Consider the following 6,398-nt stretch of genomic DNA (forward strand, 5'->3'; position numbering starts at 1 on the left):
GGTGAAGGATTAGCTGTAACCGCCGTCCCGAAGGAAATGATGTCCGACACGTCTGTCGCCGAGCTCGAACTGTCCATCGTCATGCCGTGCCTGAATGAGGCCGAGACGCTGGCGATCTGCATCGACAAAGCCCAGGGTTACCTGGCGCGGTCGGGAGTCCGCGGAGAAGTCGTCATCGCCGACAACGGCAGCACCGACGGATCGCAGGAGATCGCGATCGAGCACGGCGCCCGCGTCGTCGACGTCGCGGCCAAGGGCTACGGCAACGCCCTGATGGGCGGCATCGAAGCAGCCAAAGGTACCTACGTGATCATGGGTGACGCCGACGACAGCTACGACTTCAGCTCCCTCGACCAATTCGTCGAACGGCTCAGGGCCGGCGACGAACTCGTGATGGGCAATCGGTTCCGCGGCGGCATCGAGCCCGGCGCCATGCCGCCCCTGCACAAATATCTCGGCAATCCCGTGCTCTCGACCATCGGGCGGATGCTGTTCCGCTCGGAGATCCGCGACTTCCACTGCGGCCTGCGCGGCTTCAACCGGCAGTCGATCCTCGACCTCGGCCTGATCACGACTGGCATGGAATTCGCCAGCGAGATCGTCGTCAAGTCGACCCTCGACGGCCTCCGGGTGAGCGAAGTGCCCACGACGCTCAAGAAGGACGGCCGCAGCCGTCCGCCGCACCTCCGCAGCTGGCACGACGGCTGGCGCCACCTCCGGTTCCTGCTGCTTTTCAACCCGCGTTGGCTGTTCCTGATCCCCGGTTCCGTCGCGTTCGCCCTCGGAATCCTCGGCTCCATCCTGCTCGCCTTCGGACCGGTGCAGATCGGCACCGTGGGCCTCGACGTGTCCAGCCAGGTCTATCTCGCAGCGCTCGCCGTCGTGGGCTACCAGGCGATGCTCTTTGCGCTTCTGACGAAGCTCTACGCGCAACACGAGGGTTTCCACCTGCCGCGCAGCCGGGCCTTCGAACGGTTCGCCCAGCGGGCGAGCCTCGAAAGCGGCGTGATCGTCGGCCTGATCCTCTTCGTGATCGGCTTCGCCGTTGCCATCCTCCAGCTGAGCGTCTGGGCCGCCTCCGGATTCGGCGCCCAGGACCCCGTCGACACGATGCGGCTCGCGGTTCCGGCCGCCCTGTTCATGATGCTCGGGTTCCAGACCGCGATGTCGGGGATGTTCCTCGGGATCCTGTCCATCGACATCCGTCGCCCCCGCTAGCGACAGCTCTACTCGGCCCCGTCGTCGGTCTCGGGCGGGCGGGGCCTGGGCTGAAGTCCGCTGCGCCAGCTCTTGCCCTGCGCGGCCGTGAGGGCGCAGATCAGGAGCAGTAGCCAGCCGGCCTCCACGAGAACAGTGCTCTCCGCGAGGCTCGTGACGATCAGCACCACGAGGATGAGCGGCGCCCACGCGTAGATGAGGGTGCGCTTGTTGGAGGCGAGCACCCAGGACCGCCAGAAGGCGAGCACGACGAGGACCAGGAAGCTCAGGAAGCCGATCAGGCCGAGCTGGAAGTACACATCGAGGAACGCGTTCAGTCCGGTCTCGTAGTGTCGGCGGGTGCTGAAGTCGAGCCACCCGTACGGGGTCGCGGTCCCCGGCCACAGGCCCGACCAGCCCCAGCCCTCGAGCGGGTGCAGCCCCACGAGGCGCCACATCTCCCGCCACAGGGTCGCGCGCACGCCGAATTCGCTGCGGGCGTTGAGCGCTTCGACAATGGCCCCGCGGGTGAGGAACGCGACGACCCCGGCGACGACGGTCACGCCGAGGAGGGCGAACTGCAGCAGCCGACGGCGCGGCTGGGGGGTGTTGCGCAGCCAGGTCAGGGCGAGACCGGCGAGACCGACGAAGACCGCGACGATGAAGATGACCGGAGACCCGGTGAGCAGGAGGCAGGCGGTCGCCCCGATCAGCGAGACGATCGCCACCCCGCGCCGCACCGACCGGGTCCGTAGCTCGATGACGAAGGTGACGCCCGCAATGAGGGCAGCGAACCCGAGCGCGTTGCGGGAGCCGAAGATGCCCTGGATCGGGCCGAGCTCGTCAAGATGCCCCTGGATGTCGAGGAACCGGATCGGCGCGTCGAGCAGCAGTCCGGCGACGATCTCGAGTGCGACGGAGGTCGCGAGCAGCACCCGGAGCACGTCCCCTGTCGCCCGCACGATCTGGATCATGGTGCGCGCGAGCACGATGTAGAGCGCGAGGAAGGCGAAGGCGAGCTGGTAGATGAGCCCGATCGCCGTCGCGAACGGGTACCCGGTCCAGAGCAAGGACAGTGCGCACCAGCCGAGGAATACCAGGATCGAGATCGGCAGCAGCCCGTGCCATTCGATCTGTTTCCTGCGGGCGACGAGGGAGAACGCGGCGAGCACGACGAGTCCGCCGAGCACGCCGATCAGGCCGGGCCAGCCGACCAGCCCGCGCAGGAAGACCGAGCCGAACGCTGTCGCGATCGTCGCCTGGGTCAGCGCCGTGGCGAAGTGCGGGCCCCGGAAGAGCCGCATGAGTGCCCTCGGTAGTTCGGGGGAGTGCGCGCGGGAGTTCATGGGCTTCCTAGGCTACCCGCCGGCATCCGCCCCGCCCGGTCTGGCGTGTTTCGCAGCCACACGGATGCCTAGGGCATCGGCCGGTTCAAGGCCTGCTGTCTCTTGGTGGTGACGCTGACGAGCACGAGGAGAACCCAGCCGTATTCGATGAGCAGCCGGCTCTCTGCGACACTCTGGGCGATGAGCGCGGCCATCAGGAGCAGCGGGAGCAGGGCGGAGACGGTGTACGGGGCGGTGTCGGAGACGGTCGTGCGCGGCCGGTCGACCGCGAGGAACCAGGACCGCCAGAGGGCGCCGGCGACGATCGCGACGAAGGCGATGAGGCCGATCACCCCGACCTGGAACCAGACGTCGAGCCAGGCGTTGTGCGCCTGCAGGTAGACGACGCCCTTGCGGTTCGCGAGGCCCGCGAAGGGTTCGGCCCACGGCACCCAGTAACTGACCCAGCCCCAGCCGAATGCCGGCCGCTGCACGGCGAGGCCGGTGACGCTCGCCCAGATGTCGAGGCGGCCGGTGAGGTCCTCGCTTTTGCCGAAGAGGCTGAGCAGCCACGGCGACAGGGTTGCCACCGCGACCCCGCCGGCGACGATGAGGCCCGTGGCGGCGACATAGACGGGACGGCGGCGCTGCGGGCCGCGGCTGCGGGTCCAGAGGGCGAAGATCAGCACGATCGCGACGAAGGCTGCGGCGAGGGTCACGGTCGCAGAGCGGGTCAGCACCAGCACGACCGCGGCGGCGGCGAGCCAGGCGATGCCCCAGCCGCGCCGGACTGTGCGGGCGGCGAGCTGTACCGCGAAGACGATGACCGCGAGGAGAGCAACGAAACCGAGCAGGTTGCGGTTGGCGACGATGCCCTCGATCGGGCCGCCGTGGAAGAGCAGGCCGCGGGACCAGTAGAACGCGTCCGGGATCTTCTCGCCGGGGTAGGACACCCAGAGCGGGAGCACCGGCTGCCGCACGAAGGCGCCGACGATCACTTCGAAGAGCAGCGACAGGGCGATCACCCAGCGAAGCGCCGCGGCCAGGGTGCGGAGCAGTTCGGCCCAGCTGAGCACGAGGGCGAGGAAGAGCGCGGCGATCGTCGTGGCCCAGAGCACGGCGACGCCGATGGCCGAGGCGCCCGGGTAGAAGGACCAGGCGATGGACAGCGTCGTGATCACGAGGAAGACGCCGATCGAGCGCGGGAACTTCGACCAGACCCAGTCCGGCTTCAGGCGCACGAGCAACACCACGCTGCCGACGAGAACCACGACCGCGATGGCGCCGAAGCCCCACCAGCCGAGCAGGTTGCGCCAGAATTGACCGGCGAGGGCCGTGAAGAACACGAGCGTCGCAAAGGACCGGACGACGAAACGGCTCTGTACGGCGGGCATGAGTCCTAGAGTACTGCCGGGGTTCCCGCCCGGCTGCTGTCGAGCACACAGCCACCCAGACATTTTTATACCCATGGGGGTATAGTTCAGCCATGAAGATTCTTATTGTGGGCGGAGTGGCGGGCGGCATGTCCGCTGCGACGCGGATGCGCCGGCTCGACGAAGCGGCAGAAATCATCGTATTCGAGCGCGGGCACTACGTGTCCTTCGCGAACTGCGGGCTGCCCTACTACGTGGGCGGCCTCATTGAAGACCGGTCGGCGCTGCTCCTGCAGACGCCCGAGTCACTCGCGAGTCGTTTCCGCCTCGACGTGCGCATCGACCACGAGGTCACCGGCATCGACCGTGCGGCCCGGACGGTCAGCGTGCGGGACACGGTGACGGGGACCGTCACGACCGAAGGCTATGACCGTCTGGTGCTCGCGGCCGGGGCGACGACCCGCAGCGTGCTCCCTGCCGGGTCGGACCTGCCGGTGCACACCCTACGCACGGTCGACGACGTCGACCAGATCACCGCGCTCCTCACGCGCGCGTCCGGGCCGGGCTCCGCCGTCACTGGCCCCGCCGCCACGGTCGCCGCCGTCGTGATCGGCGCCGGCTTCATCGGCCTCGAAGCTGTCGAGAACCTCGTCCTGCGCGGCGTGCAGGTCACGGCCGTCGAATTCGCCGGCCAGGTGCTCGGGCCGCTCGACCCCGAGATGGCGGCCCCGGTTGCCGCGGTGCTGAAAGCGCACGGCGTGGACGTGCGGGTGGACACCTCGGTGCGGGGCGCATCCGCCGGGCGCGTGCTGCTCAGCGACGGAACGGATGTCGCGGCCGACCTGATCATCGAGGCGACCGGAGTGCTCCCGGACACCTCGCTCGCCGCTGCGGCCGGCCTGCGGATCGGCGAGAGCGGTGCGATCTGGGTGGACGACACCCAGCGGACGAGCGACCCGCTCATCTATGCCGTCGGCGACGGCGCCGAGAAGATCGATGCGATCAGCGGCGGGCCGACCCGGATCGCGATGGCCGGGCTCGCCAACCGGCACGGCCGCGCCGCCGCGGACAGCATTGCCGACAGCGCAGCCGGCGCTTCCGGGGTCTCCGTCGCCGCGGAGCCGGCCTTCGGCGTCGCGATCGTCGGCGTCTTCGGCACGACCGTCGCCATGGTCGGCTGGAGTGAACGGCGCCTGCTGGCCTCCGGCCGGGGGCACCGGGTCGTGCACACCCACCCGAGCGACCACGCCGGTTACTACCCGGGGGCCGAGCAGATGTCGGTCAAGCTCCTGGTTGATGCCGCGACGGACGCGATCCTCGGCGCTCAGATCGTGGGCGGTCACGGGGTCGACAAGCGGATCGACGTGATCGCCACGGCGATGGCCGGCGGGCTGACGGCATCCGCTCTCAGTCGGCTGGAGCTCGCCTATGCGCCGCAGTACGGCTCGGCGAAGGACCCGATCAACCAGCTCGGCTACGTTGCGGACAACCTCGCGGCCGGCACCACCCGCAGCCTGCAGTGGCACGAACTGGCCGCGGCGCTCGCCGCGGGCGAGGCGTTGGTCGATGTGCGCACGGCGGGCGAGTTCGCGGCCGGGAGTATCCCGGGGGCGATCAATGTGCCGCTCGACGAGCTCCGCGACCGGTTCGGCGACCTGCCGGCCGGGCCGCTCGTGGTGCACTGCCAGGTCGGGCAGCGCGGGCACACCGCCGCGCGGCTGCTCAGCCAGCTCGGCCGTGAGGTGCGTAACCTCGATGGAGGCTACAAAACCTGGGCGGCGGGGGCCGCGGCGCTCGCCGCGTCGCCCCGCGCCGCGGTCGCTCCTGCTCCTCCTATTTCCCCCGTAGTTCCCACTCTCTCCACCGAAAGGATCGTCGCATGAAGGAAATCACTGTCACGGAACTCGCCGCGCTCGACCACCCCGCCATCGTCGACGTGCGCGAACAGTCCGAATACGACACTGTCCACGCCGAGGGAGTGCGGTTGATCCCGCTCGGCGAGCTCGTGCAGCGCGTCGACGAGGTGCCGCGCACGGGCCCCGTCTACGTGGTGTGCCACCTCGGCGGGCGCAGCGCCCAGGCGACCGGCTTCCTCGCGGCGCAGGGCATCGACGCGATCAACGTCGTCGGCGGCATGGACGCGTGGCAGCGCGCCGGGCTGCCCGTTTCCGGAAAGGCCTGAGATGACTACTGAAACTGTCGCCGTAGCGGATGCCGCCGTTCAGCCCACCGCTGTGCAGGGGGCCGCGCACGCCGCGAACCAGAAGAAGATCCTGAACCGGTTGCGCCGGGCCCAGGGCCAGCTCGGCGCGGTGATCGCCGCGGTCGAATCCGGCGGTAGCTGCAAGGACGTCGTGACCCAGCTTGCCGCGGTGTCGAGCGCCCTCGACAAGGCGGGCTTCGTGATCGTGTCCACCGCGATGCGCGACTGCATCGACAACCCGGACACCCCGAACGCGCTCACGGTCGACGAGCTCGAGAAACTCTTCCTCACCCTCGCCTG

At 69.3% G+C, this 6,398-nt stretch carries 6 protein-coding genes; 4 read left to right on the forward strand and 2 right to left on the reverse strand.

Going from position 1 to position 6,398, the window contains the following annotated elements; all coding sequences use genetic code 11:
- The first annotated feature begins 39 nt into the window (after positions 1 to 39).
- Entirely contained in the window at positions 40 to 1,218 is a 1,179-nt protein-coding gene (locus QN345_RS01255; RefSeq protein ID WP_323504251.1) for a glycosyltransferase family 2 protein, read from the forward strand.
- An 8-nt stretch (positions 1,219 to 1,226) separates the two neighbouring features.
- On the opposite strand, the gene QN345_RS01260 is transcribed toward QN345_RS01255, so the two are convergent.
- Together QN345_RS01260 and QN345_RS01265 are read right to left on the reverse strand one after the other, a co-directional pair.
- The gene (locus tag QN345_RS01260; RefSeq protein WP_134560451.1) at positions 1,227 to 2,543 is read right to left on the reverse strand and encodes an O-antigen ligase family protein; all 1,317 of its coding nucleotides are present in this window, start codon (positions 2,541 to 2,543) and stop codon (positions 1,227 to 1,229) included.
- 68 nt (positions 2,544 to 2,611) lie between these two features.
- A complete protein-coding gene (locus QN345_RS01265) occupies positions 2,612 to 3,916 on the reverse strand; it encodes an O-antigen ligase family protein (RefSeq protein WP_323504250.1) in 1,305 nt (434 codons plus the stop codon).
- A 92-nt stretch (positions 3,917 to 4,008) separates the two neighbouring features.
- On the opposite strand from QN345_RS01265, the gene QN345_RS01270 reads away from it, so the two are divergent.
- From QN345_RS01270 to QN345_RS01280, 3 genes are all read left to right on the forward strand, one after another.
- Positions 4,009 to 5,778, forward strand: coding sequence for an FAD-dependent oxidoreductase (locus QN345_RS01270; protein ID WP_323504249.1), 1,770 nt, complete (start codon positions 4,009 to 4,011; stop codon positions 5,776 to 5,778).
- Positions 5,775 to 6,077, forward strand: a complete 303-nt coding sequence (locus QN345_RS01275; protein WP_134560445.1) for a rhodanese-like domain-containing protein — start codon at positions 5,775 to 5,777, stop codon at positions 6,075 to 6,077. The genes QN345_RS01270 and QN345_RS01275 overlap by 4 nt, the downstream gene beginning before the upstream one ends.
- Before the next feature lies 1 nt (position 6,078).
- Positions 6,079 to 6,398 (forward strand): metal-sensitive transcriptional regulator (locus tag QN345_RS01280; RefSeq protein ID WP_134449034.1); only part of this gene is annotated, 320 nt, incomplete at its 3' end.

The sequence above is a fragment of the Cryobacterium sp. 10I1 genome, from assembly GCF_035019805.1.
Taxonomy (GTDB): domain Bacteria; phylum Actinomycetota; class Actinomycetes; order Actinomycetales; family Microbacteriaceae; genus Cryobacterium; species Cryobacterium glucosi.

Coding starts and splice junctions, on each gene's coding strand:
- QN345_RS01265 (WP_323504250.1), bottom strand. CDS start 3,916: ATGCCCGCCGTACAGAGCCGTTTCGTCGTCCGGTCCTTTGCGACGCTC.
- QN345_RS01255 (WP_323504251.1), top strand. CDS start 40: ATGTCCGACACGTCTGTCGCCGAGCTCGAACTGTCCATCGTCATGCCG.
- QN345_RS01270 (WP_323504249.1), top strand. CDS start 4,009: ATGAAGATTCTTATTGTGGGCGGAGTGGCGGGCGGCATGTCCGCTGCG.
- QN345_RS01260 (WP_134560451.1), bottom strand. CDS start 2,543: ATGAACTCCCGCGCGCACTCCCCCGAACTACCGAGGGCACTCATGCGG.
- QN345_RS01275 (WP_134560445.1), top strand. CDS start 5,775: ATGAAGGAAATCACTGTCACGGAACTCGCCGCGCTCGACCACCCCGCC.